Source organism: Marinicellulosiphila megalodicopiae, assembly GCF_045862395.1.
In the GTDB taxonomy this organism is placed as follows: Bacteria; Pseudomonadota; Gammaproteobacteria; order Pseudomonadales; family Natronospirillaceae; genus Marinicellulosiphila; species Marinicellulosiphila megalodicopiae.
In genome coordinates this window covers 603,847-630,237 of sequence record NZ_AP023087.1, presented here as the reverse complement: position 1 = coordinate 630,237, position 26,391 = coordinate 603,847, and the positions used below count along the sequence as shown (strand labels likewise).

The 26,391-nt window shown below is 35.4% G+C and carries 23 protein-coding genes; 11 read left to right on the top strand and 12 right to left on the bottom strand.

Annotated features, from left to right (window positions below):
* Nucleotides 1-11 precede the first annotated feature (11 nt).
* The 4 genes from TYM08_RS02555 to TYM08_RS02540 are packed head-to-tail and all read right to left on the bottom strand — an operon-like array spanning nt 12 to nt 5,408.
* Nucleotides 12-1,325: a deoxyguanosinetriphosphate triphosphohydrolase gene (locus TYM08_RS02555; protein ID WP_422381409.1), complete on the bottom strand. Its 1,314-nt coding sequence runs from the start codon at nt 1,323-1,325 to the stop codon at nt 12-14.
* A gap of 13 nt (nt 1,326-1,338) precedes the next feature.
* Nucleotides 1,339-2,157, bottom strand: coding sequence for an orotidine-5'-phosphate decarboxylase (gene pyrF / locus TYM08_RS02550; RefSeq protein ID WP_422381408.1), 819 nt, complete (start codon nt 2,155-2,157; stop codon nt 1,339-1,341).
* A gap of 14 nt (nt 2,158-2,171) precedes the next feature.
* The gene (gene argA, locus TYM08_RS02545; protein WP_422381407.1) at nt 2,172-3,452 is read right to left on the bottom strand and encodes an amino-acid N-acetyltransferase; all 1,281 of its coding nucleotides are present in this window, start codon (nt 3,450-3,452) and stop codon (nt 2,172-2,174) included.
* Nucleotides 3,453-3,494: 42 nt separating this feature from the next.
* Nucleotides 3,495-5,408 (bottom strand): response regulator, encoded by a 1,914-nt coding sequence (locus TYM08_RS02540; RefSeq protein ID WP_422381406.1) that lies wholly within the window; start codon nt 5,406-5,408, stop codon nt 3,495-3,497.
* A gap of 229 nt (nt 5,409-5,637) precedes the next feature.
* Between TYM08_RS02540 and lnt the strand changes: the two genes are divergently transcribed.
* From lnt to TYM08_RS02515, 5 genes are all read left to right on the top strand, one after another.
* On the top strand, nt 5,638-7,128 hold the full coding sequence (lnt, locus tag TYM08_RS02535) for an apolipoprotein N-acyltransferase (RefSeq protein ID WP_422381405.1): 1,491 nt from the start codon (nt 5,638-5,640) through the stop codon (nt 7,126-7,128).
* Nucleotides 7,129-7,505: 377 nt separating this feature from the next.
* Nucleotides 7,506-8,519, top strand: coding sequence for an amino acid ABC transporter substrate-binding protein (locus tag TYM08_RS02530; RefSeq protein WP_422381404.1), 1,014 nt, complete (start codon nt 7,506-7,508; stop codon nt 8,517-8,519).
* Between the two features lie 96 nt (nt 8,520-8,615).
* The gene (locus TYM08_RS02525; RefSeq protein ID WP_422381403.1) at nt 8,616-9,806 is read left to right on the top strand and encodes an amino acid ABC transporter permease; all 1,191 of its coding nucleotides are present in this window, start codon (nt 8,616-8,618) and stop codon (nt 9,804-9,806) included.
* A 9-nt stretch (nt 9,807-9,815) separates the two neighbouring features.
* Nucleotides 9,816-10,916, top strand: a complete 1,101-nt coding sequence (locus TYM08_RS02520; RefSeq protein WP_422381402.1) for an amino acid ABC transporter permease — start codon at nt 9,816-9,818, stop codon at nt 10,914-10,916.
* A 21-nt stretch (nt 10,917-10,937) separates the two neighbouring features.
* On the top strand, nt 10,938-11,723 hold the full coding sequence (locus TYM08_RS02515) for an amino acid ABC transporter ATP-binding protein (protein ID WP_422381401.1): 786 nt from the start codon (nt 10,938-10,940) through the stop codon (nt 11,721-11,723).
* Nucleotides 11,724-11,769: 46 nt separating this feature from the next.
* Here TYM08_RS02515 and TYM08_RS02510 read toward each other — a convergent pair whose 3' ends face one another.
* On the bottom strand, nt 11,770-12,348 hold the full coding sequence (locus TYM08_RS02510; RefSeq protein ID WP_422381400.1) for an HD domain-containing protein: 579 nt from the start codon (nt 12,346-12,348) through the stop codon (nt 11,770-11,772).
* A 126-nt stretch (nt 12,349-12,474) separates the two neighbouring features.
* Between TYM08_RS02510 and TYM08_RS02505 the strand changes: the two genes are divergently transcribed.
* Complete coding sequence (locus tag TYM08_RS02505) at nt 12,475-13,410, top strand: hypothetical protein (RefSeq protein ID WP_422381399.1); 936 nt, start codon at nt 12,475-12,477, stop codon at nt 13,408-13,410.
* Between the two features lie 10 nt (nt 13,411-13,420).
* Here the strand turns inward: TYM08_RS02505 and TYM08_RS02500 are convergent, their stop codons facing one another.
* Nucleotides 13,421-14,020 carry a hypothetical protein gene (locus TYM08_RS02500; RefSeq protein WP_422381398.1) on the bottom strand — a complete coding sequence of 200 codons (600 nt, stop codon included), beginning with the start codon at nt 14,018-14,020 and terminating at the stop codon, nt 13,421-13,423.
* A 342-nt stretch (nt 14,021-14,362) separates the two neighbouring features.
* Between TYM08_RS02500 and TYM08_RS02495 the strand changes: the two genes are divergently transcribed.
* A complete protein-coding gene (locus TYM08_RS02495) occupies nt 14,363-15,199 on the top strand; it encodes an SHOCT domain-containing protein (RefSeq protein WP_422381397.1) in 837 nt (278 codons plus the stop codon).
* 696 nt (nt 15,200-15,895) lie between these two features.
* Here TYM08_RS02495 and TYM08_RS02490 read toward each other — a convergent pair.
* The 5 genes from TYM08_RS02490 to TYM08_RS02470 form a co-directional block, all read right to left on the bottom strand.
* Nucleotides 15,896-16,852: an IS5 family transposase gene (locus TYM08_RS02490; protein WP_422379715.1), complete on the bottom strand. Its 957-nt coding sequence runs from the start codon at nt 16,850-16,852 to the stop codon at nt 15,896-15,898.
* A 202-nt stretch (nt 16,853-17,054) separates the two neighbouring features.
* On the bottom strand, nt 17,055-17,567 hold the full coding sequence (locus TYM08_RS02485) for a GNAT family N-acetyltransferase (protein ID WP_422381396.1): 513 nt from the start codon (nt 17,565-17,567) through the stop codon (nt 17,055-17,057).
* Nucleotides 17,568-17,602: 35 nt separating this feature from the next.
* A complete protein-coding gene (locus tag TYM08_RS02480) occupies nt 17,603-17,827 on the bottom strand; it encodes a DUF6429 family protein (protein ID WP_422381395.1) in 225 nt (74 codons plus the stop codon).
* Nucleotides 17,828-18,042: 215 nt separating this feature from the next.
* The gene (locus TYM08_RS02475) at nt 18,043-18,270 is read right to left on the bottom strand and encodes a hypothetical protein (RefSeq protein WP_422381394.1); all 228 of its coding nucleotides are present in this window, start codon (nt 18,268-18,270) and stop codon (nt 18,043-18,045) included.
* A gap of 389 nt (nt 18,271-18,659) precedes the next feature.
* Nucleotides 18,660-19,667 (bottom strand): transposase, encoded by a 1,008-nt coding sequence (locus tag TYM08_RS02470; protein ID WP_422381393.1) that lies wholly within the window; start codon nt 19,665-19,667, stop codon nt 18,660-18,662.
* A gap of 717 nt (nt 19,668-20,384) precedes the next feature.
* On the opposite strand from TYM08_RS02470, the gene TYM08_RS02465 reads away from it, so the two are divergent.
* Complete coding sequence (locus TYM08_RS02465) at nt 20,385-21,020, top strand: TetR/AcrR family transcriptional regulator (protein WP_422381392.1); 636 nt, start codon at nt 20,385-20,387, stop codon at nt 21,018-21,020.
* A gap of 23 nt (nt 21,021-21,043) precedes the next feature.
* A complete protein-coding gene (locus tag TYM08_RS02460) occupies nt 21,044-23,455 on the top strand; it encodes a beta-glucosidase (RefSeq protein ID WP_422381391.1) in 2,412 nt (803 codons plus the stop codon).
* A 57-nt stretch (nt 23,456-23,512) separates the two neighbouring features.
* On the opposite strand, the gene TYM08_RS02455 is transcribed toward TYM08_RS02460, so the two are convergent.
* Nucleotides 23,513-24,406: a LysR family transcriptional regulator gene (locus TYM08_RS02455; RefSeq protein WP_422381390.1), complete on the bottom strand. Its 894-nt coding sequence runs from the start codon at nt 24,404-24,406 to the stop codon at nt 23,513-23,515.
* Nucleotides 24,407-24,567: 161 nt separating this feature from the next.
* Here TYM08_RS02455 and TYM08_RS02450 point away from each other — a divergent pair, with 161 nt between their 5' ends.
* Together TYM08_RS02450 and hemH are read left to right on the top strand one after the other, a co-directional pair.
* Nucleotides 24,568-25,077 carry an SRPBCC family protein gene (locus tag TYM08_RS02450; RefSeq protein ID WP_422381389.1) on the top strand — a complete coding sequence of 170 codons (510 nt, stop codon included), beginning with the start codon at nt 24,568-24,570 and terminating at the stop codon, nt 25,075-25,077.
* Between the two features lie 171 nt (nt 25,078-25,248).
* The gene (hemH, locus tag TYM08_RS02445) at nt 25,249-26,328 is read left to right on the top strand and encodes a ferrochelatase (RefSeq protein ID WP_422381388.1); all 1,080 of its coding nucleotides are present in this window, start codon (nt 25,249-25,251) and stop codon (nt 26,326-26,328) included.
* Nucleotides 26,329-26,391: the final 63 nt, after the last annotated feature.

Below are 26,391 nucleotides of genomic sequence, written 5' to 3'. Positions count from 1 at the left end.
AATTTTTTCTCTTAATAAAATGCTATTGGATCTGAAATTTGTTTAGCCAATGTGCTTGCATGTTGATCGGTCATGCTTGCAATAAAGTCATACATTCTTAAGTAAATTTTATAAGCAGACCACCCAGCTTGAGGGGCCTCGTCTTCCATTAATTGCAACGCACGTTGAGCGCGATAACTTAATCGTTCGACGTTTTGTTTTTCATATAATTCAAAACCAGCGGATACAAATAAACTTAATAATGTACTTAAAACGGTGTAAGCGGCAATTTCAACTTGTGTTTTTTTGCTACTAATAAACACTTTTGTGCGCGCTAACTCTTTGGCTTTATACATCCCCTGTTTAATATGTTCAGGGCAATGACCAAAAATATCACCGTCTAATTCACCGGTTAAAATTTCGTCTAAATTTTCAGCGAATGTTTTCGCAACTTGATCTATTAAAACATCAATCACTTTTCCGCGCAGAGCAGAAAGCTGTTTGCCATCGCCCACTGAAGGGCTTTCAAAATCAAAAAAATGCTGCCCATGAATAGACTGAAAAATATCCGCGACTTCTTTAAATGTTAAAATATTTAATGTCACGGCATCTTCTAAATCCATCAAGGCATAGCAAATATCATCCGCTGCCTCCATTAAATACGAAAGTGGGTATCTTGAATATTGCCCATTTGTTTTTTTATAAATGCCCAATCGAAACATCAATGTATCAAGCTGGCGTTGCTCAGAATGATAGACTGCAAATTTCTTATTTTTAGGTTTTTTATTGTATGTCCAGGGGTATTTTAATGAGCACGCTAACGTAGGGTAGGTTAAGCGCAGCCCCCCTTCATTAAAATGGTTTTCTGTTTGAATCAGTAAACGAAATCCTTGAGCGTTACCTTCAAAATTTTTCAAATCATCCATTTCATTTGCAGATAACATGTCAAAAAACTCAGGGTGTTGTCGTGTCCAATCTTGAATCGCGTATTCACCAGCATGACCAAAAGGCGGGTTACCAATGTCATGAACATAACATGCGTTTTGAACGATGACACCGATGTCATCAGGAGAAATATTTTCTGGTAAATCGTCTTTTATATGAAAACCAACCTGCACCCCCAACGATCGACCGACACTGCCCACTTCTAATGAATGTAATAAACGATTATGAATTCGATCGGAAGTGGATAAAGGATGAACCTGAGTTTTGCCTGCTAATTTACGAAAAGCAGTGGAGAAAACCACTCGATCCTGATCCTTATGAAACTGACTTCGAAAGGATTCATTTTGACTGTCTTGATCTAGAAAAAATCGCTCTTGAATTAACAATTTTTTCCAGGTCATTTTATCGGTTTTATTATTTTTTATATTGATTAGCTTGATCTCTAAGAGCGATGGCTTCTAATCTGGCTTTTTGAGCAAAGTCACTCAATTGGTTAGAAGCATACAATACACCGCGTGATGAATTGATCACTAAACCTGAATTATCTGCATTCAGACCAGCGTCCATGACTGCTTGTACATCCCCACCTTGTGCACCAAGACCAGGAACTAAAAATTCCATGTTACCAACAAGAGAGCGAATGCGCGCCATTTCTTCTGGTGCGGTTGCACCGACTACTAACATGACATTGTTATTTTCATTCCAAACGGTACTGGCACGCTCAGCTATGATTTCAAATAATGTTTTACCATCACTTTTAATATTTTGAATCACGCCAGCACCTGGGTTAGAGGTACGACATAAAATCACGACACCTTTATCTTTATAAGCGGTAAAAGGCAATATCGTATCGTCTCCCATATAGGGGTTTACCGTTACGGCATCGGCGTTATATTGCTCAAACGCTTCTTTTGCGTACATATCAGCAGTGGTCCCAATATCGCCACGCTTTGAATCTAAAATCACTGGCACTTCTGGGTAAGTTTTTTTGATATACGCGATGGTTTGTTTTAATGCATCTAATTGGCCGATAGCCGCATAATGCGCAAACTGTGGTTTATAAGAACACACAACATCATACGTTGCATCAATGATGGCTTTGTTAAAATCAAAAATTCCGGTTTTAGAATTTTGAAATTCTATTGGCATTTTTTCTACAAAAGGATCAAGCCCTACACACACCATTGAATTATTTTTAATGCGTTGTTTGTTAATTTGTTCAATAAAACTCATTTAAAAAAACCTATTTATAATTGTTTAATATACACACTTGAATTACGTTGAATATTGTAAAGTGATTGTCTTTGCTCTGGTAAATCTTGAAGCGCAGCCTTTACAAAACCACGCTCAACAAACCAATGTGCAGTTTGAGTGGTTAAAACAAACAATTGTCTTACCCCTTTTGCTCTTGCAACTTCTTGTATTTTTTTCAATAACATATCACCACGACTTGCTTGACGATATTGTTCATGCATGACCAAACAAGCAAGCTCTCCTGTTTCGCCGAACGAATTAAACGCAGCGCAGCCTATGATCATTCCGTCACGATCAAAAACTTGAAATTGATTAATATTCTCTTCTAAGTTTTGTTTTGTACGTGTCACCAACACTTCATTTTTTTCTAACGGTTCAAGTAATGCTTTTATACCCGTCACATCATCCATGGTTGCATGACGGATCACGTCATAATCGTCTTGATAAATTAACGTGCCGCAACCATCACGAGTATATAACTCCGTTAATAATTGCCCATTAATTTTAAAATCCAGTAAATATGCACGATTCACTTTTTCATTTAATGCAACAATTGCATGGCGCAATTCACGAATCCCCATCGCATCAAATGGTTGCAAAGAGAGCCAACGCTTAGATTGTTCTAATGTCAGTTCACCTTTAAACGATTGATTAATTAATTCACACTGCCCTAAAAATATTATTTTATCCGCTTGTAATTTACTGGCTATTTTTGCACCCTGCTGCCAAGGGTTAATATAAAACACTTCACCGCTTGGGGAGTTAGCAATAGGTGTAATTACAATAATTTCGTTTAAATTTAAATGTGAATTAAAAGACTGAGAATCCACATTTCGAATTTCACCTAATGCTTTATGATCCACACCATTAATAATGCCTTTTGGTTTTGCGGTTACAAAGTTCCCTGTAATCGCTCGAACTTTAGCGCCGTGCATGGGTGAATTAATTAACCCTAATGAAAACTGAGACATAATTTGACTCAACACTTCACCGTTTCTTTGAATTAGTTGTTTAAGTTTTTCGGGATCTACAGGGGTTTGATCATTATCTTGCTCGTGATCTAAACCATAGGTTAAAACAATTTTTAATCCTAATGCATTAAGTAAGGCTAAATCATGCAGAGTATTGATAAAGTTTGGATGTTCAAGGGCTAGTGCGCTGATAACAAATACAGCGGTTTTATCTTGATTTGCATAGATATAGGGTGCGCTTTGACGAAACAGCGAAACGAAGTTAGGTGAATCAATGGTTGAATCGTTAGAATCGATACTCACAATAGGCTCAAAGACAGGTTAAATTGGGCATTAGTTTAACTTTTATCCCCTGTTAGCGCAAAGAGAAGTTCGATCAAATGCGTGTTTCAATACTTTTTTTACATCAGGAAAATAAATGGGCTTTGGTAAAAAATCATTCATACCAAAAGACAAACATTTTTGTTTCTCCGTATCACTAAAACTGCCACTGCTTGCAATAATACTTATATGGTCAAATTTAGATTCGTATCGCATTTGTTGCGCCATGGTGTACCCGTCCATTATCGGCATCATACAATCTAAAATCACTGCATCAAATCGCTGTGTTTCCAATTTTTTTAATCCTTGTAATCCATTATTTGCACTTTGATTTTTAATATTTAACTTTTTCAAAAATCCTTTCATCACCTCTAGGTTAAATTGATTATCATCCACAATTAAAACCTGATAAGGATTATCTTTCTCAAACGGTTTGACTTGCGATGTATCAATATTTTGTTTTGCATTCAAAGTCAGTGGTATATCAAAATAAAAATCGCTACCTTTATTAATTTTTGATTTTACACTGATGTTGCCCCCCAATAAAAATACAAGTCGATGACAGATCGACAAACCTAACCCGAATCCTTCTGACGCCTCTTTACTGCCTCGATCAGTTTGGGTGAATGTATCAAATATACTGGCTAACTCAGCTTCATCAATGCCTTTTCCGGTATCTATAATATGAAATGAAGCCACCTTAGTCTTGTCGTTAAAATCAATTTTAAAATGAATTGTGCCTTTTTTTGTAAATTTTAACGCATTACTTAAAAGATTAAGTAACACTTGCTTTAAGCGTAATGCATCAATATTTATGTCAACTGGCAGATCTTCAGACATTGTCATTACTAAATTAAGATCGTGTTTTTCATTGGTGACATTAACTGTATTAAAGACTTCATTACATATAGCGTGTAAATCATTAGGTTTTGGATACAATTTAAATTGATCATCTTCAATAATACTAAAATCAAGCAAATCCTTTATTAGCTCTTTTAACGTAGTTGCCGATTGCACTGCTTGGCTTACGTGATTAAGTTGAGCTGCATTTAATGCGCTATTGTCTAACAATTGCAAATGCCCTAACACTGCATTTAATGGTGAGCGTAAATCATGAGCAATGGTCGCTAAAAAACGTGATCTTTTTTGTTCAATTAACGGATCGCTACATGAAGGTCTTGCTGATTCAATTCGCTTACGTTCAATTAAACTAATGACCCTTGCTAATAATTCATCCTCTACATAAGGTTTAGCCAAAAAGTCATCGGCCCCTGCATTAAATATTTGTATTTTTCGATCTGCAGCGGCAAAACTTGAAATCACTAATATTGGAATATCAACATTATGCGCAATAGCATTTGCTCTTATCCAAATTAAAAAATCAATCCCTGATTCATTATTGTTTAAGACGGTATCCAATAACACTAAGTCATATTTGTTTTGATTAGCAAACGCCTGAGCATGTTTTAAATCAATACACCAATCTACTTTAATGCCGGCGGTATTTAATGTAGAAACCGTAGCGCCAGCCAAAGCTTTATCATCTTCTAAATACAATATTTTAGCGTCTATTTGTTTGTGACGAGCATTCATGCGCTCTAAAATGCTTTTTAAATTTTCAATATGACGCTTTTCACATACATCTGAAATTTGAGCTTTCAAGGCATCTTTTAAAACAGTTTCGCGGTTATCGGCGGTCATCACGACTATAGGAGTATTAATAAAGGGAAGTTGCTTTCGAATATAGCCAGCTAATTCAAAACTATGAATATCCACCAAATGTAATGAAAGAATAATTAGCTGAAAATCGTTAGCAATTAACTGATCTTTAAATGCGGCGGTTGTTTCACTGATTGTCACGATTACACCAATTTCCTCACAAACGGCTTGATAATACTGTCTCTCACTTTTCGCTTCGCAATAAATAATGACGTTCATAACTGAAATAAACCTAACTGTAGCTTAATTATTAGCCTCTATATTGAGGGCAATGTTTCAAAAACTGTAAGTAAAACACCCACTTAAAAAGTGATCGCAACTCAATCACTGTTTAAAAGTGTAGCTTCACCTAAGATAAAAACTCGACAAATTTGCAAAATAATTAAATCCTCATACAATCAGCCACATTCAATCAACTAGCATGTATTTATAGCTTTACGGAATCCTTATGAAACTGACCACTGCGCTTTATTCTACTATATTACCTATTATTTCTGGGGCTCTATTCTCAATCGGTTTAGCCCCTTTTAAACTGTGGCCTGCAACATTTGTTAGCGTAGCTGCGTGGTATATTTTATTAAGTAAATTTCCCCAATTTTCAAAACGTATCAGTTATGGATATGGCTTTGGTTTTTTTGCAACCGGTATATCGTGGATTTATTTCGCATTTTTAACGGTATATGTTCCACCATTCATTGCAGCGGCCAGTATCTTTGTGTTTTGCCTAGGGTTTGCCTTATTATTTTTGGCTCAAGGCTGGATTTATTCTCGATTTTTTGCAAACAAAATGCTTTCGTTTATCAGCTTTGCTTGCCTTTGGATGGTATTTGAATGGATTCGAACATGGTTATTTACGGGTTTCCCTTGGCTGTTTGCAGGTTACAGCATGACCGACACCTATATAGGCCAGCTTGCAAGTTTATTTGGTGTTTATGGATTGTCATTTATCGTAGTGCTATTCGCCGTTCTTTTTAGTCAAATACTCAATGTTAGCCATATTAAAAAAGCCTCAATACTTTTTAGCTTCGCTGTAGTTTTTGTACTTGGTTATTTCACTCAATTCATTCAATTTAATGAAACCACAGGCTCATTAAAAGTGGCAGCAATTCAATCAAACGTTGATCAAAAAACAAAATGGACGAATAAAATCACCGTTGAATCCAGAGAACAATATTTAAACGAAACCATTAAATTAAATGACACCGATCTTATTGTTTGGCCAGAAGCAGCATTAACAGATAGCTATCAAACCAATCAACAAGTGTTAGATTATATTGGCCAATGGGCGAAAAAAAACCAAACTTCATTAATAGCAGGTGTGCCAAGACTTGTAGATAATCGCCCACGTAACTCCATCCAAGCGATGGGAAATTCAACAGGGGTTTACGATAAAATCCACTTAGTGCCATTTGGTGAATATATGCCTTATGGTGACATCATTCGCAAAACCTTTCCTTTTCTAAATATGAATGCCTATGATTATTTTCCAGGGGATGCGAATCAAACGCCAATCATTGTCAATCAATTAAAAAATGAAACTTGGATACCACATGTGATCGGCTCAATTATTTGTTACGAAGCGGCGTATCCTGAATTAGTTCGTACCAACGCAAAAGACAAAGAAATCATCATTACAGTAAGTAACGACGACTGGTTTGGAAATTCCTTAGCACCTCATCAACATTTACAAATCGCTCAAATGCGCGCCATCGAAAATCGATTAAGTGTTGTGCGTTCAACTCAATCAGGCATTACAGCATTTATTGATCCTTATGGAAAAATTACCCATAAACTTGAATCTTTTGTTTCTGCCACATTAATAGGTGAAGTCAGCTTAAATCGATCCATGACGGTTTATTCAAAATATGGACATGTATATTTAATGTTTTTAGCTTTATTAGCATTAGTTGTGATTGTATTTGTACGCCATAAAAAATAAAAACCAATTATGGACTTACTTTTCGCTTGAAAAATAAGTCCATAATTTATTGATTTATTTCTCGCCATGATAATTTTAAGTCAGTCAGAATTCTGTTTTTTTATGCTATGAAACAGTGCAAGTTCACAATCTTGCATATTTATGACACATAAAAACTCACCATAAAAAGACATAAACTGTTTTTATTCTATTCCCTTCTAAAAAAAATCCTTATTTTTCAATTACTTAATTAAGCACAGCAAGCATTGTGTTATTTCTTTGGTTATATGGTTAGGTATTTGCTTGGTTTTATTTTATCTAAAAATATCTGACAATCATGTTTTTGGAATTTTCAGTGTCACTAATCAGTAATTTAATTACAAATCTTGGAGCTCAAAATGATCAAACTCTCAACTATTCTAGCAACCAGCTTAACATTAGGTCTTAGTTTTAGTGCAACAGCAGGTACATTGGATGATGTAAAAACTCGCGGCACACTTTCTTGCGGCGTGAGTACTGGCCTTGCAGGTTTTTCTCAAAAGGATGAAAAAGGGCAATGGAGTGGACTAGACGTCGATAGCTGTAAAGCAGTAGCAGCAGCAGTTTTAGGTGATGCAAATAAAGTACAATACAAACCTTTAACGGCAAAAGAGCGTTTCACTGCATTACAATCAGGTGAAATTGATATTCTAGCGCGAAATACAACCTGGACAATCACACGAGATGCATCATTAGGTTTAAACTTTGCTGGCGTGAATTATTATGATGGTCAAGGGTTTATGGTTCAATCAAGCCTTGGTGTAAAAAGTGTTTTAGAATTAAACGGCGCGTCTTTTTGTATTCAAGCAGGTACTACAACAGAATTAAACTTAGCGGATTATTTCCGTTCAAAAAATATGACATACAAAGTGATCACGTTTGATTCATCCGACCAAACCCGTGCAGGTTTTGAATCGGGTCGTTGTGATGCATTAACGTCTGACCAATCGCAATTATACGCTATTCGAATTGGTCTAAAAAATCCAAGTGGTGCCATTGTATTACCAGAAGTGATTTCAAAAGAGCCGCTTGGCCCTGTTGTTCGCCAAGGGGATGATGAATGGTTTAACGTTGTTCGTTGGTCGTTAATCGCAATGATTGAAGCTGAATATTTAGGTGTGACTTCAACTAATGTTGACGCAAAAATGAAAAGCGGTAACCCTGCACAAAAACGCCTATTAGGCACAGAAGGTGATGCCGGTTCAAGCTTAAAATTAAGTGCTGACTGGGCTTATATGATTGTTAAACAAGTAGGTAATTATGGTGAGAGTTTTGACAGAAATGTTGGTAAAGACTCTCCTTTACAAATTGCTCGAGGTCAAAATGCACAATGGACTCGTGGCGGATTAATGTACTCTGCTCCAATTCGATAAAAAATTAAACTAAGGCGAGTATGATTACTCGCCTTTTTTTATCTCTTAATTTTTTATCTGTTTTTTACATTCTTCATTCAAATAAGCGCAAAGATTATGATTGAACATACAGATACTATTCAAACAAAATCAAAACCTTCCTTTTTTAATAACCCCAAAAATAGAGCAATCATCTATCAACTCTTGTTGTTATTTGCACTGTCTTATTTTTTCTATTCGATGGTGTCTAATACGTTAGCCAACATGGAAGCACGCGGCATTAAAAGTGGATATGAATTTTTAGGAAGCACAGCAGGATTTGATATTTTAATGACCTTAGTGCCCTATGACGCCACTTACAGTTACGCAAGAACGTTTGTAGTTGGCATGCTAAACACAGTGTTAGTTTCAGTCATCGGAATATTTTTTGCGACAGCCATTGGGTTTTTAATGGGTGTGGCGTATTTTTCAAAAAATTGGTTAGTCAAAAAAGCTTCCATTGTCTATGTTGAAATTTTCAGAAATATTCCATTATTGTTACAGGTTTTTTTTTGGTACTCCGCAGTACTTGCTACACTCCCTTCAACCAGACAAAGCTTAAGTATTGGTGAGGCAGTTTTTTTAAACATACGTGGTTTATTTTTACCAAGACTAATAGGCGAAGGATTGTCGACAATCGTTTACGTATCCGTTGGCGTTGCTATTGTTGGTGCCATATTTTTAGCTCGATGGGCAAAAAAACGACAAGAGCTAACAGGTGAACAGTTTCCTACATTTTGGGCTGGGCTTGGCATTATTATTGGCTTACCTTTATTGATAACATTCATCACAGGTATTCCATTTACATTAGAATTTCCATCACTTCAAGGGTTTAACTTTCAAGGTGGTATCACGGTCATTCCTGAATTAATGGCATTAGCCATTGCCCTTTCTGTGTATACCGGTGCTTTTATTGCAGAAGCTGTACGTGCTGGTGTGCAATCTGTACCGCAAGGACAAACGGAGGCAGCGAGAAGTTTAGGCTTAAAAGAAAGCCGCATCATGCGCTTAGTGATTGTCCCACAAGCGATGCGTGTCATTGTTCCTCTATTAAATAGTGAATACCAATCCCTTGTAAAAAATTCAACTCTTGCTACTGCAATTGGTTACCCTGACTTATTTACAGTGTTCGTAGGCACTAGTTTGAACCAGACCGGACAAGCAATTGAAATTGTATTTATGACCATTGCCGTTTATTTTGCTTTTAATATGGCGATTTCATTTTTAATGAATCGACTTAATAAAAAAGTAGCCCACATAGAGCGATAGGAGCGTTTCATGATTGAATTTAAACCATCCCCTGCTCGTCCAGCACCCAATTTAGATGTGGGATTCATAGGCTGGATCAGAGGGAATCTTTTTCCCAACTATAAAAATAGTTTTGTGACATTAGTATTAGCTGCATTAGTATTTTTCACTTTACCAAAAATGATTGACTGGTTATTCATTTCAGCTAATTGGGTCGGTGAATCTCAAGATGACTGTACCGATACAGGAGCATGCTGGGTATTTATTAATGCCTGGAGTAAACAGTTTTTTTATGGCAGTTATCCTCCTGAATCTTTATGGCGGGTAAACCTTTGTTTGGTTTCTTTGTTTGCAATTGTTGCTGGTTCAAACTTTTTACCCAAAGCCTATCGCAATAAAATTTCCATTCCTGCTTTAATGCTTTTACCATTTATTGGTTTGGCATTATTAGATGGTCGTTTATTTGGTTTGGAATTTGTTCGTACCGATTACTGGGGTGGATTTTCATTAAATATTTTATTGGCAGCGGCCAGTATTATTGTTTCATTTCCTTTAAGTTTTTTATGGATTTTAGGGCGACAATCTCACATGCCGTTTGTAAAAACAGTCTGTGTTATCTTAATTGAATTTTTCCGTGGTGTACCTGTACTGGCTTTATTTTTTATGGGTTCTGTCATGTTACCGTTGTTTTTTCCAGAGGGCATGAACATCGACAAACTGATTAGGGTATGGATTGTTTTAATACTATTTATGTCAGGTTATATGGCTGAAGTATTTAGAGGAGGATTTCAAGCCGTGCCAACAGGTCAGTATGAAGCAGCCGATTCATTAGGGTTAAGTTATTGGCAAAAAACATTATTGATAATTTTACCCCAAGTCATCAAAGTATCTATGCCAAATATATTAGCCACGTTTGTGATGTTATTTAAAAACACAACATTCTTATTAATTATCGGAATTTTTGAAATGCTTGCTACGGTGCAGACTTCTTTAAGCAATTCAAATTGGTTAGGCGGTCATGCGACCGAAGGATATTTATTTGTTGGGTTCATCTTTTGGATTTGCTGTTTTAGCATGTCGATGATGAGTAACTCTATTGAACGTAAACTAGATACCAGCCACAGAAATTAACTTAAGGTTGAGGAAAAAATTATGAGCCAGAATTTAGAAAATAATGAAACTGAACAGTCAAATGTACAAGATTCAGATGTCATAAAAATTAAAAACTTAAATAAATGGTACGGTAATTTTCACGTATTAAAAGACGTTAATCTTAATGTTAAACGCGGCGAAAAAATTGTAATCTGCGGCCCATCAGGATCAGGTAAATCAACAGCAATTCGTTGCATTAATCGTCTAGAAGAGTTTCAGCAAGGATCATTAATTGTGGATGGCGTTGAGATGATTGACGATGTTAAAAACATCGAAAAAATACGTCGCGATGTTGGCATGGTGTTTCAACACTTTAATTTGTTTCCACACCTGACAATCTTGGAAAATTTAACCATTGGCCCAATTTGGGTGCAAAAAAAATCTAAAGAAGAAGCAGAAAAAACAGCCATGATGTATTTAGAGCGAGTGAAGATTCCTGATCAAGCAAATAAATATCCAGGACAATTATCAGGGGGGCAGCAACAACGTGTGGCCATTGCAAGATCATTATGCATGTCTCCTAAAATCATGTTATTTGATGAGCCAACTTCTGCACTTGATCCTGAAATGATTAAAGAAGTGTTAGATGTAATGGTTGAACTTGCCGATGAAGGGATGACTATGATTTGTGTGACACACGAAATGGGATTTGCTAAAAAAGTCGCGGATCGCGTGATTTTTATGGATGGAGGAGAAATTGTAGAACAAAACACACCTACCGAGATTTTCGACAACCCTCAAACCGATCGTCTACAACTGTTTTTAAGTCAGATCATCGGCGATTAAATTCACAACCTATCTAGTCAAAAACGCCTGAATCATTCAGGCGTTTTTATTTTAATAATCCATCATCTGCCGCTTTTGATAATTTAGCTTTTATCACTTTCCATAACTTTTTACTGCCCAATTCAATACGTTGATTCACTGATAATACTTTTTCTTGACTGACGTTAAATGCTTTCCAACTGTGTCCATCGCCATGAATATTGTGAAACAACGGCGGTATGCGATCAATCGCCTTGGCAAAACGAGAATCTGCTGTTTCACCTGATTCGAATTCAAACCATAATTGCATAAATTGATCTTGCATATGATCAGGCAAAAATCCCAAGATGCGCTTAACACCATCTGCCTCTTTATTTTTAAGCTCAATTGTTTCACTTGCATAAATGATCGTATCACCTGCATCGATTTCACCTAAATCATGAATCAACAACATCTTCAGCACTCTTAGAATATCGATGTCTTCATCTGCCTGGTCTTTTAACATCAACGCAGACAAACAAACATGCCAACTGTGTTCTGCTGAGTTTTCAAAGCGATCTAAACCAACGGGTTTAGTCTTTCGATGCACGTTTTTGAGTTTTTCCACTTCAACCATAAAGCTGAGTATTTTTTCTATATCTTCCATTTTTTAACCTTTAAATAATCTAACTCTGGCATGGTAACAAAAAATCAAACTGACAAAAACAGACACAAAATAGCTTGTAATATCTTTGCTACACTTAAATTTTATACATCCAAATTGGGAATCAACATGAAGTGCGTATTATTTACGCTATTATGCCTATTTTCTTATTCGCCAATTGTAATGGGACAATCTTGGGAAATAAATGCTGGATATAACAAAACCCAATTAAGCCAAACCGGCGGCCTATACCTGCAAACAAGTTTTATTAATCAACAAGCATTTAAACTCAATTTAGGTTTCGAACAACTAGGTTTAATAGAATACCAAGAAAATTTTGGTACATTAAGTTACCCCATCAATCAATTGAGTATTGGTACAGGCTACCAAATACAATCTTTTTTTGAATCATTAAAATTTAATGCAAATATTAATGGCGTATTCTCATTTTCCTCTGTCAAACTGTCTCGCCCGTTAGAAGAAGTAAATGGAAATATTGTCCGTGCATTTTACCCTGGCATTCAAGGTTTGATTAATTCTCAGTTGAATATCTTTGATGCTTTCTCATTCACTCTGGGTGCGCAATTTCAATCGCCTTATTTATTAAGTAATAACCCAGTGCAAACCAGTTTTAAAATTGGCTTAGCCTACACAGTCAAGCAAAAACTTAAGTTTAATGATAAGCCTGCATTTTTCAATTTAATGGATTCAACAAAAATATTACAAACCATAAAAACCTGCTACCTGTGCGATTCTGATTTTTATTCTTTGCTTATTGGAAAATTTCAAACCATTCACGCCTTAAAAGACGCACTAAAACAGCGCGATATTTTTTTATTAGTATCAACCGAGTTTTATCTAAGTCACCCGCAATCATTTTTCTTTGCACATGTTAACGGGGAATATTATTTATACTTTGGCGAATTTAACAGCATCAAACAATCTAATTTTTGGAAACAAACTTTTAATCAACACTATAAAATTGAAGCCCAAGCCTTTCGCGTTGGTTTATTTAATTCAAACCAACAAACTCAACTGCTTCCTATTCGATCATTGTTGTACTAATTTTTTAAGCTTAAATTTCGTTTTGATCCATACAATTCGCGTAATACTCAGCCCCTGAAATCATTTTATTTTTATAAACATTTTGAATCATTTGACTAAACCCTCCGTCAAACTTATCAGAAAAACCAGGATAGTTTGTATTTAGCAGTTTTAGGGTGCCTTGTTTTGTAAACCCTGCTTTTTTTGCAGCCCCTGCCATGTCAATGGCGCCACCCTGCATCGGACAAAATCCGATTGCTGCTTCATTATAAGTAATATTACTGCCGCTTGATTGAATACAAGACTGATGTGTGTCAATTGCAGTAGAAACAGAATTGGTTAAATCCGACTGATAAATTCTCTTAGAAATATCATTAATAAGTTCATATGTAGTGGAATTTTCAGACATAATTTTTTTACGCTTGCTCTGTTGTTCAACCAAAGACATACCATTATTTTTATTAATTACAGTCATTTTAGTCAGACCAGTCAACCCATAACATAACGATAATTCAGAGCTCAAATGGCTTGATTTTGTTGATTTCACATTAGAGCTGGCACAGGAGACAACAACAAACGGAGTTAAAACCAAAAGGAATGGAAAAGGCAAAGTGAAAGGGAAATATTTCATTTTAATTACTTCTTTAAAATTAAAGCGGGTGGGTATTCTATAAAATATCAAAAGTATATGACAGCCATGTTAATGATTTTAAAGGTTTTTTAACAAAAAAATTTTCCGTTGAGGGCTTCATACACTAAAATAAAGGAATATAAATAAAAAATAATGATTAAATAAAATAAAATAATGCGCGTAAAATTAGAAAGGCTGTTATAATCAACATTCTTCTTTGAATTCACCAAACTGACTTATATTTCTTATAAGCTTCCTATTTGAATTCTTCCCCATTTCATAAAATTCATACCCGCACTAAACATCGGCAACTATGAATCCCACCATTATTAGAGGTTTTATATGCAAAAGCTTACTCAAACAGGTCAAAATATAGTTAATGATTGTGCTAATCGATACGGATTGAGCACCGATGCGGTCATTCATATGCTTAACGCAGTTAATAATGGATCGGGCTCAATGGCTCAATTTAATTGTCCTGAACTTGGTGGCGGCGGTCAGTGGATGGCCGGCGGAATGACAATGGTCGGAGATATGTTTAACTCATCACTAAAAAATACGGTTGATAATTTATGCAGCGAATTATCAAATGCATTAGCAAATAATCAAATCTATGCACCAGTTAAAAATAAGCTTGGCGGGTTCAGTGTTAACTGGTGGCCAGATGAATTAGGTCAACCATTTAGTTCAGGTGGACAAAACAATTCTCGTTATGCTTTATTCGCAAACCGTCTAGCGGTGGAACATAATGGTGCACTGACCATTTACGATACACTAAATCACAACATAGGCGGTGTGAGCCAACAACAAGGCAGCAACGATTCACTAGTATTTAATAGTCAATTTGGCACATTAAGCGTGTCTAGTTTACCGATTGTAAAAAACAATGGCGTACAACCTAGCCAACCAATCAATAATAATTTTATTGAACCTGAAGCATTTCAACAACCTGCGCCTCAATCAAGTGCATCTCAACCAAGTGCATCTCAACCAAGTGCACCAGTATATGAGCAAGCTGCGCAAAAACAACAGCTGCAACCGGCTCAATTTGAAAACAAATCAACAAGCTTGGAAGATCCGTTTAGCTTAATCGAAAAACTAGCAAAGCTAAGAGATATGGGCGCGGTAAGTGAAGAAGAATTTCAAAATAAAAAGAATGAATTTTTAAGTCGCATTTAAAAATACACTAAAACAAAGGCAGAATTTTCTGCCTTTGTTTTTTGATATGGAAATTTTTGAAAACAAATATAAAATAAATTTACGCAGAAAAATATTCCGCCCTCTATTGTTTTACTCTTTGGGTCAGCCAAACTTCGTAAAAATGTGCTTTATATATAAATTATTAATAATGTTTTAATACAGAACGGTTCAAATTTTGGATGAACAGGATACTTACAAGTTTTTATTACTTTTTTCACAACCGGTGCTCTTGAGTATTTAATTCGCCACATTGATAAAACGATAATACATCCTGATTAAAACCCCAAACTTCTGTAAAAAAATCAGTTACTAATTGGCTAACTGAAAACTGCTCGATTTTAAATTCAGCTTTTTACCGACATCCCTTGCGCCTAATATTTTCTTCAATATAAACTTCATCAACAGAGCAAACTTTCACCTATTGAAAAATAAGAGAATGTAATAATTCGCTCCAACGGAAAAATCAATTGGCATAACCTCACTTTAAACAAAACAAGAAAATACATCATCACACAACAAATACTTAAGGAATCTCTGATTTAGAATCCTAAAGACTCAATAAAAAAAATCTTACAATTTTTTTTCTAAAAAACACCCTGAAATTGCGAAAAAACTCGCATACTTCCTAGAATTTGGCTGGTTTGCCAAATTCTAGGCGTAACTCGCCTAGTTCATTTATAAATTCCTCATCATATAAATATTGGCTAACGTAAATAACATCGTCAGCTGTGCCGCATTTTTTGCTAGCCCTTTGTATTTCACTTTTCGAAATCCAAACTGACACTTTACGATTCTAAAAATATGCTCCACCTTCGCTCTTAATTGCGCCTTTATTTTTTCCGTGGCTTTTTTGTCATTGTAAATTGTGCCCGTCCCGTGTTTTTTTACTAATGAACTTGGTCGCTCTGCGATCAGCCATTGGGCTGAAACATCTTTATTTTCTTCACGCTGATCCGCACCTAAATATCCGCTATCACCACCGATTAATTTTTCTTCACCGTGCAATAAATTATGCGCTTCGGTCACATCATGATGATTAGCCGATGTAAATGTCATGCTGTGCGCCACGCTTGTGTACATGTCGACACCCACGTGCGCTTTCATTCCAAAATAATATTGATTCGCTTTTTTGCAGGAATGCATTTCTGGATCGCGTGCTTTCGATTTGTTTTTGGTTGAAGGTGATGCGTGAATAATTGTGGCGTCCATCAGTGTCCCTTCTTTTAATAATACACCTTGATCAACCATAATTTGGTTCATGGCTTGTTGCATTTTTTCTTGTAATTTATGCTTCTCAAGCAAATGCCTAAATTTTAAGATGGTCGTTTCATCAGGAATTTTATGTGTTAATTCTAATCGAGCAAATTGTCGCATGGATGCAATTTCATAAAGTGCATCCTCCATTGATGGATCACTCATCGTATACCAGTTTTGCATTAAATGAACACGAAGCATCGTTTCAAGCGGGTAAGGCTGACGACCTTTTTTATGCATTTTTGGATAAAATGGCTCGATGATAGGCAGAAAAACGCCCCAAGGAACAAGTCCTTCCATTTGATTAAGGAATTTTTCTTTTCGAGTTTGTTTTCGTTTTAAATGGGATTCTGCGTCTGTAAAGCTGAGTTGTTTCATGTGATATATAGGTTTTATTTAAAATTAATGGACACTCATATTTTAGCATTATTTAAACAGAGTTTCCTTAAACCTATATTTAACAGTACTTATTTCATTAGATGATTCAAAATCATTAGGCTTAGCAAGATAATTCATCGCATTTAATTAATATAATAAACCATGCAAACAATCCAAAACTTGACTATTCGTATATTTAATTTCAATCACATGCATTCCTTGTATATTCATAAAAAACAGTGGCGTCATTATTACTTACTTTTGAAAAACCAATATTTAATAACAAATTTGATGATGCCATATTTTTTAAACTAACACCCGCTAATAAATTATTATATTTGCCTGTAAGATCATTCCAATTTAAAAACCCCGTTAGCATCTCTTTAGCTAATCCCTGCTTCCAATATGATGCTTTTAGTAAATATCCAATATTGGCTTCATTTTTATCACATTCATACACGAAAATAAATCCTACAATGAATGATGTTTTATTTAGCACAACTATTAATACACGACATTCATTATTCATACGATCAAACCAGCATTTAGCTTCGTTCAATGAGTATATATGATGAAAAGACTCAGGCAATTGTTCAACTACTTGCTTAGAAAGTATTTCTACTACTTGCTCTAAAAAATACTGTTGATCATTAAGGGTTAAATATGACTTTGTATCTGTAATGCAAAGCCTAGATGTATTAAATAATTCACTCATATTATCTCACTTAATTTATTATAAAAATCATCATTTTATTTAGAAAATAACTGAGTAAACAGTACTTCACTTTGCTTCAATCCCTCTTTTGTTAAAACAATAGATTTTGTTTTACCAATAGGATCATCAATCAATCCCTTTTGATGCAAACGGTTTGTCACTTCCCAATCCATTTGTTTCCAAACTCGATTATGGTCATGTAGAGTAAGATACATTAAAGCCAATGCGGCTTCATCAATTTTGTCATTATCAAAATTCATTATTTTTCTCCAAATAGTTTTATCACTAAATATTTTTTAAGTTTTTATCTATTTGCTTTATACCATAAATTAAATACAGAATAAATAAGGAAAACATTCTGATATTTTTGGATAATATAATATTATGATATCTGGATAAATTAGAATAATTTAACAACAGATGACTTTTAAATCGAGCTGTTATGACTATGAGATATATATTATGATCGCTGCATTTAACTTTCACGATATAAAATACTTAAATCACAATCCATCATAAGAAGATTATACTTTTTACCGATTTTTTTAATTTTCTCATAGGTACTTTCACCAAAAATTTCGCCAGACAAAATCACACAATTTAACAAATCATCCGATAGTTCATAAGTTGCATGTTCTGCTTCTTGAATTAACTGCACTTCAGATAAAAATTGCATAAAATATTTTTGGTATTTACTTTTCATAACAGTATAAATCTCAATTCTCTAGATGATCAACATTAACTTTTAAAGTTAAGTATCATAACACGAAAATATAAAAGATTTACGAAGACATACTGCAAGATTTACGAAGACATACTGAATTAAGAATCAAAGCACAAGATTTACGAAAGATTTACGAAGACATACTGAATTAAGAATCAAAGAGAACTTGCAAAGACAGACTGAATTAAGAATCAAAACAATTAATAAACACTATATCCCTACAATTCTAGCATTATTTATAAATTCTAAATTTTTACCAATAACGAACATGAAATTTTAAAATACATTCAGATTTGTCAATTTTCAGACATACGGATTTTCTAATTCCGAAAAACTAGTATTTGTGATTGAGGCTCGATATGTTTTTTCTAATTTTTTTGTTTTCCAAAATAATACAAGCAGTTTGATACGTTTAATGCACGCTCTCGCCCAAAGTTTTTGACTGTTTCTATTATGGATAACGATTCACCCACAATACCTTTAAAACTTGATTCGAAATTTGAGGTAATATGTGCCCACTTAACTGGATCTATATTGAGTCGCTGCATAAGTTCTGGTATATCTGAATCAATTTTACCTGCTTTTCCTTTTCTGGACTGCCTTCCTGTCCATTCTACTAATTCAATATAGCTTGTCAGTTTGCATGGAATCCCTTTAGGCATATCTTGCCTTGATTGACTTACAAAGTTTAAAAGACCTTTGACTTGCTCTGTTTGATTATTTGGCTTATCTGTTTTTAATGATTGTTCGATGCGTTTTTTGATGCTGGTATGTGCTGATTTTTCTGGTGTTTTTGCCATTTTTGCGCGCACTGGATTGAGATCCACATATGCCATACAGGCTAATAATGCTTTTTCATCAAGCAATGCTTGAGACTTGAAACGACCTTCCCAGAATTTTCCTGTGCAATTATCTTCTCGATTGGCGCTTCGTGCTAATGGCTCATTAATGCATTTCATGAACCAACCTAAGTCCATTAGTCGACTGCGAAACTCATCCGCTCGCTCTTTTACCAAATCCATCTCAATTTCTGATAAAAGCTCACCTTTGGCATATTTTTGAGTTAATACTGTGCCATTATAAATTTTATGCCAGCGCTCAATGACTTGTAAATCCGATAATTTACTCGACTCGTCTTTATCTACAAACACCACTAGGTGAAAATGATTTGACATGATCGCATAGGATGCTACTTTTATATTAAATATCGAGGGCAATTCTTCTAATCGATTTTCAATCCATTCTTGTCTGTGTGAATAATCCTTTTTAGTCACTGCATCCTTACCCAAAATGTAGCACTGCCTACAGCAACGGCTTATCAAATGGTAAAATGGCGTCGCCTCTACAGATACGAGTTTACTTCTGGCTATTGGCATTATTCATCCTCTTAAAGATTCATTTCTCGATTTCTTTAATCATATTTAAAGAATAGATTAAGATGATTGAATTGCTATTTTTGTTTTGTGTCGTTTTGTTGTTTATTTAGTGTGTCTTGCTTGCGGGCTTTGGTAATTCTTTACTCTTATTTAGTGTGTCTTGCTAGTGCTTCTTGCTAGTGCTTTTCTTGTCTTGTTGCTTGCGGGCTTTGGTAATTCTTTGCTCTTATTTAGTGTGTCTTGCTAGTGCTTTGCTAGTGCTTTGGTAATTCCCGAATTCATTTAAACCTCATGTTCACTGATTTACAAAATGTCACCCAGGTTGGTTAATTTTTTCACAGCACATTAATTATTTTATTTATCGGCCATCATTTTTTAAATCAAGAAACAAAAATTTACAAATGAATTTACTCCATAAAAACACACTCAAATTATTAGTTCATTCTTTTAATAAATATTAATCATGTACTAAATTTTTATTTTTCTCGTAAATTAAAGGGAACCGTACTTTTTTATAAATTTAGCTATGAAACTCACAGTATTTATTATGCTCGCAAGGTCTGCTTAATAAGAATACCTACGTAGGATTCTATATTTTTACCTTCTGTTTTCACAAAACCCTACATTTCATACAAAAAAATAATTGACTATATTTCAAACTAATACTATCTTTAGCACATCAATGTTACACGCGTACTATTACTTATGTCAGACCGAATGATTTACCAAACAGATGAAACTCGCGAGCGCATCCTTGATGGAGCGGAATCGCTTTTTGTGGCCCAAGGTTTTGCTGAAACCCAAATGAAAGATATTGCGATTAAAGTGGGCACCAGCCGCAATACACTGTATCGCTATTACAGCGACAAATACGAATTAGGCTTTGCCATTTTGGTTAAAGTATTAACTCGCTACATGAGCAGTTATGATCAAATCTTTGATGATTATGAAGCAGGAAAATACAACAGTGCGATTGAAGGTATTGAGGCGATTCTCTACTCATTTTGTAATCCAAATGAAAAAAACAGTGACCGATTTATTGCTGAGTTTGATGGCTATTATACTGGCACCCGGGTGCCTGAAAATTTTGCATCTGAGTTATCTCAATTATTACCTTCGGACACCATTGTTCGTTTAGATTTCATGTTTGTTGAAGGCCAAAAAGACGGCAGTGTTCGTGCGGATAAAGACCCACATTTAATGGCTGTCACGATTTTAAATGCGGTAAATTCTTTTTATCGTCGAATGCTATTACGTATGGATGCCTTGTTAGAAATTGGCCATGAAGACGTACCAGCTCTCTCTCCTATGTTGATTGATTTATTAATCGATGGATTAAAACCACAAAAATAACTTTTTTATTCAAGGCGTATATTATGAATTCTACTATCATCCAAAATTTATTAAATCAGTTGACGCTAGAAGAAAAAGCACAACTTTGTACGGGTAAAGATTTTTGGCATTTACACGGAAACGAACGATTAAATTTACCTTCAATTATGCTAACCGATGGACCGCACGGTCTTCGTAAGCAAGCAGGCGAAGGCGATCATGTTGGTTTAAATGATTCAGTCAAAGCCACTTGTTTTCCAACCGCATCGGGCTTGGCAGCAACTTGGAATTTAGAATTAATAGAACAAATGGGTGTCGCTTTAGGTAAAGAATGCCGTGCTGAAAACGTATCGGTGCTTTTAGGTCCTGGCGTTAATTTAAAACGCCATCCATTAGGTGGTCGTAATTTTGAATATTTCTCAGAAGACCCTTTATTATCAGGCCAACTTTCAGCTGCTTGGATCAATGGCGTTCAAAGCCAAAAAGTGGGTACAAGTTTAAAACATTATGCCGTTAACAATCATGAAAATTGCCGTATGACAGTTGATGCTATTGTTGATGAACGCACGTTGCGTGAAATTTATTTACCCGCCTTCGAAATTGCTGTTAAGCAATCTCAACCTTGGACAATAATGAGCTCATACAATTTAGTCAACGGCATTTATGCATCTGAGCATCCTGTATTATTAGACGAAATTCTGTACAAACAATGGAATTTTCAAGGCGTATTAGTGACAGATTGGGGCGCAAATAGCGATCGTGTTGCAGGGTTAAAAGCGGGGCAAACCTTAGAAATGCCAAGCTCTGGGGATTTAAATACCAATAAAATTCTTAAAGCTATTACAGATGGAAATTTAAGTTTAAAAGAATTAGATGACAGCGTGGCCTTATTATTAAATTTAATTTTAAAATCTAAAGCAGCATTGGATGAAACACAGATCACTGTAAACTTAGAAGACCATCATAAATTAGCAGCAAAAATAGCAGAACAAACGGCAGTATTATTAAAAAATGACAATCAATTTTTGCCACTTACGCAAAATAAAAAGATTGCTGTCATTGGTGAATTTGCAAAAGCTCCACGCTATCAAGGTGCGGGTAGCTCTAAAATTAATCCATTTAAATTAGAAACACCATTAGAAGAGTTGGAAAACGTATTTGGCAAAAATAACATTCAATACGCGCAAGGTTTTTCTCTTAATGATGAAACCAGCCAAACATTAATCGATGAAGCATTACATCTTGCTGAACAATCTGATGTCGTAATTTTCTTTGCAGGTTTAACCCCTAAATATGAATCCGAAGGGTTTGATCGAAAGCATTTAGATTTACCTCAAGTACAATTAACATTGATTGAAGCAATGCAACCTTACTTAAATAAAACCGTAATGGTTTTACAAAATGGCGCGCCTATTTTAATGCCGTTTGCGGATTCTGTTCCTGCAATTTTAGAAGCGTATTTAGGTGGCCAAGCGGGTGCATCAGCTATTGCAAACATATTAAAAGGTTCGGTGAATCCAAGTGGTAAATTAGCAGAAACCTTCCCGCTTAATTTAGAATCCATTGCCAGTGATGCAAACTTTCCAGGTACCAATAAACAGGTGCAATATCGTGAAGGTATTTGGGTAGGTTATCGTTATTTTGATACTGCAGACCAACCTGTGTTATTTCCATTTGGGCATGGTTTATCTTATACCCAATTTGAATACAGTGATCTTGTCATTGAGGGATTTGATGACAGACAAATGATAGATTTCACTAAAAATGATTCATTTAAAGTAAAAGTGACCGTTAAAAATATCGGTGATGTTTTTGGGGCTGAAATTGTTCAATTATATATCGCTCAACAAAACCCAAGCGTGCCACGCCCAAATAAAGAATTAAAAGGTTATGGGAAGGTATTTTTAGAACCAGGCGAATCTCAAGAAATTACAATTAAATTAACTATTCGTGATTTTTCATATTGGTCAACCGTTGATAATAACTGGAATGCCCCCTCTGATGTTTATAACATTCAAGTAGGTGCATCTATTAACGACATAAAGGACAGCTGTGAAATTACAATTGAAACCAACGCGTTATCAGAAGAACGCGCAACTGATTTAGATGTATATTTTTCTCCTAAAGCAGGACAGTTTGATGATCAATCTTTTGCTAATTTATTAGGTTATGAGATTCCAAAAGAAATGCCTGTTTTTCCGTATCATTTCAATTCTACAATAGGCGATATTGCGCACACCGAAGCAGGCAAAGAAGTATTTGATAAAACGATTTTTGTGTTTACAAAAATGTTTGCAGGAGATGAAAACAGCGAAGCGGCTAAAGCAAGTTTATTAATGGCTAAAGCGCTAGTGGATGATATGCCACTTCGAAATTTACCGATTTTTGGTGATGGCCAATTTAGTGAACCCATGCTTGAGCAATTAATTATTGATTTAAATAAAGCAGGCGTTTAATTTAAGCGCTAAAAGAAAAAAATCCTCAATGCTTAAATGCATTGAGGATTTTTTTGTCTACGGACTTAACGTAAAACACTCACCTTCAATCAACGGCTTCAGTATTTCAAATTGTTCATATAAAAAATGAACAAACGTCTGAATCTTTTTACTTTTACGTAAATCAGGATGATACAGCAGCCATAAATCGTACTGATGTTCATCAGTAAAAGGTGGAATTCGTATGAGACTTGAATCATTATCTGCTATAAAACAAGGCAAAATTGCCACCCCCATATTTAATTTACATGCAGCCACTTGCATATTCATATTTAACATATAATGTTTACTTTTCAATTTAGGATAGTCTTTGGCTACTTGACCTACTGGCCTTCTTGCACGTTGCGAAAACCCCAACCAATTTAATGACTTTACAAAGTCTTCATCTTTAATCTGTTCTTTTAACTGCGCACTGACATAACAGGCTCGATGCATATTGGCTAATTTTCTACCTACCAAATGTTCAGGTGGATTTTTACAAATTCTAATAGCAACATCCGCTTCTCTATTACTTAAATTTAAAGGCACCGCTGAAGATATAATTTCAATATTTATTTTTGTATGACTGTCGCAAAATTTAGAAAAAGACGGCATTAATAAACACTCACCCACCCCTTCTGGTACCGTAATACGAATATCACCTGTGAGTGTTTGATCTTTACAGGCCACTTTACGTGAGACATTAAACATTCGCTCTTCTAAGTGAATGGCCTCTTGGTATATTTCATCGGCTATTATCGTTCGCTCATACCCACCATTGGATCGATCAAATAACCGCTCACCTAAGTCTTCTTCAAACTGTTTAATACGCCTTGAAACTGTCGTGTGATTGACACCCAACACTTTAGCTGCAGATCTAACCGAGCCATTTCGTGCTACTGCTAAAAAATATTTTAAGTCGTCCCAATTCATAGCGCTTACTCTTTCGCCTTGTAATGTTAGTATTTTAAATGATAAACCTTAATAGATCTGGTGCAAAAATGCACCACACTTTCGCAATATCCCCGTCTTAATAAATCTCCATTATGCCTCTATATTGTGTGTACATTTTATATTTAATAAAGGGCAACAACATGAAACCAACACAAGCAAAAGGTCCGTATCAAGCACAGGCAAAAATAACAATTAAGGCCAGCCAAGCCAAAACATGGGCGTTATTATCTGAATTTGACAACGTGTACAAATGGGTACCGAGCATTAAAGAATCTTATGGTATGGGTAAAAAAGAAGTGGGTTTAGGTCATAGCAGGCATTGTAAAATTAAAGGATTTGGCGGAATTGATGAACACATTACTGTTTGGGAAGAAGGCGAAGGGTTTGAATATGAAATATCTCCTGTTGGTCCACTTCATGGGGCGACTAGTCGATGGGAGTTGAGCACAACTGAAAATGGTGACACGTTATTAACCGTTACACTGGTTTATTCAATTCGTTTATCAATAATTGGCAAAATGATGCACAAACTAATGATGCGAAACAAATTGAAAAACAATTTAGACAGCATAGTGAAAACCGTACAGTCTGTATTGGAAGACGAACATGCATCTAAAGATTTTTTTGCAAAAGATATGAAAGCCGCTTAGCTCAGTTGGGCAATACCAAAATTTAGGAATTGCCCATTTATCACTTTTAATATCATCCAAACATCTGTTTTTTGCGTATTACTGCCTATTACCTAATCTTGTTCATAATCGAAACTTTGAGCAAAATTAGGTATAGTTACGCACTATTTCAAATTGTATTGGACACCCAACATGAAGTTTAAAGGTAAAAGTCATTTTTCACACAAACAACCCGCTAAAATTGGCGTATTGATCACCAATTTAGGTACGCCGCAAGCCCCCACTAAAAAAGCACTTCGCGTTTATTTAAAAGAGTTTTTATCCGACCCTAGAGTTGTTGAAGTACCTAAATTAATTTGGTGGTGTATTTTAAACATTGTGATTCTTAATATTCGTCCAGCGCGTTCCGCTAAAGCCTATGCAGGTGTTTGGACTGATGAAGGCTCTCCATTGTTGGTTCATTCTCTGCACCAACACAAAGCTTTAACAGACAAACTCAAACAACAGTATGGCGATGATGTTGTTGTTGAACTTGCCATGCGTTATGGACAACCATCAATTAGTACAGCATTAGACTCTATGCAAGAACAGGGTGTCACCAAATTAGTGGTGCTGCCTCTTTACCCACAATACTCTGCATCAACCAGCGCCTCTACTTTTGATGCTATTGCTCAAGATTTCATGAAACGTCGCTGGATACCTGATTTTAGATTCATCAGCCACTACCATGATAATGAAGGCTATATTCAAGCGATGGCGAATAAAATACAAAAACATTGGGACAGCAACGGACAACCTGACAAATTATTATTCTCTTATCACGGCATTCCAAAACGCTATTTAGATGAAGGTGATCCGTACCATTGTGAATGCTATAAAACATCACGCTTAATTGCAGAAAAATTAGGTTTGTCTAAAGAGCAATACATGACCACATTCCAATCTCGTTTTGGCCGAGAAGAATGGCTACAACCATATACTGATTTCACTTTAAAATCGTTTCCGAAACAGGGCATTAAATTTGTACAAATTGTGTGTCCAGGTTTTAGTGCCGATTGTTTAGAAACTATCGAAGAAATTGGCGAAGAAAACCGTGACTACTTTTTAGAAGCCGGCGGTGAAAAGTTTGAATACATCAAGGCATTAAATGCCGATGCAGAACATATCGATGCGCTTGCTAATATTATTCAAACCAGTATTGCTGATTGGTCAATTCAGCAAGATGTGAATATCACCGAGCAACAGGCTAAATTATTTGGTGCTAAACAGTAAGTATTAAACCAATGAATTCCCACTTTGGGAATTCATTGAATATTGAAAAAACCGCTTTGCTTC